Origin of the sequence: Pampinifervens navoyensis, assembly GCF_046159715.1 — a bacterium.
GTDB lineage: Bacteria > Aquificota > Aquificia > Aquificales > Aquificaceae > Pampinifervens.
This window is the reverse complement of the sequence record NZ_JBJXCT010000063.1, coordinates 1-254: the sequence shown is the minus strand read 5'-3', so window position 1 is coordinate 254 and position 254 is coordinate 1. Positions and strand designations below refer to the sequence as shown.

General features: G+C 58.3%; 1 protein-coding gene. It reads left to right on the top strand.

Translation table 11 applies throughout. The features are described from left to right. Window positions 1-254, top strand: a 254-nt coding sequence (locus ACKRDP_RS10010) for a peptidase dimerization domain-containing protein (RefSeq protein ID WP_409154636.1), incomplete at both ends; no start/stop codon positions are given.

Below are 254 nucleotides of genomic sequence, written 5' to 3'. Positions count from 1 at the left end.
CACTTTGCATTCTCCTACGACGAGGAAGTCGGCTGCATCGGTGCGGCCGGGTTGGTCGAGGAGGTTGTTTCCCGGAACCTGCGCCCTGATGTGTGCGTCGTCGGAGAGCCGTCGGAGATGCGGGTCATTCGCGCACACAAGTCGATGAACGTCATACGTGTTGATCTGCATGGTGTTTCGGCGCACTCGTCGCTTACTCCGCAAGGAGTCAACGCGATCGAATACGGCGCGGAGTTGATTCGATTCGTCAGAAG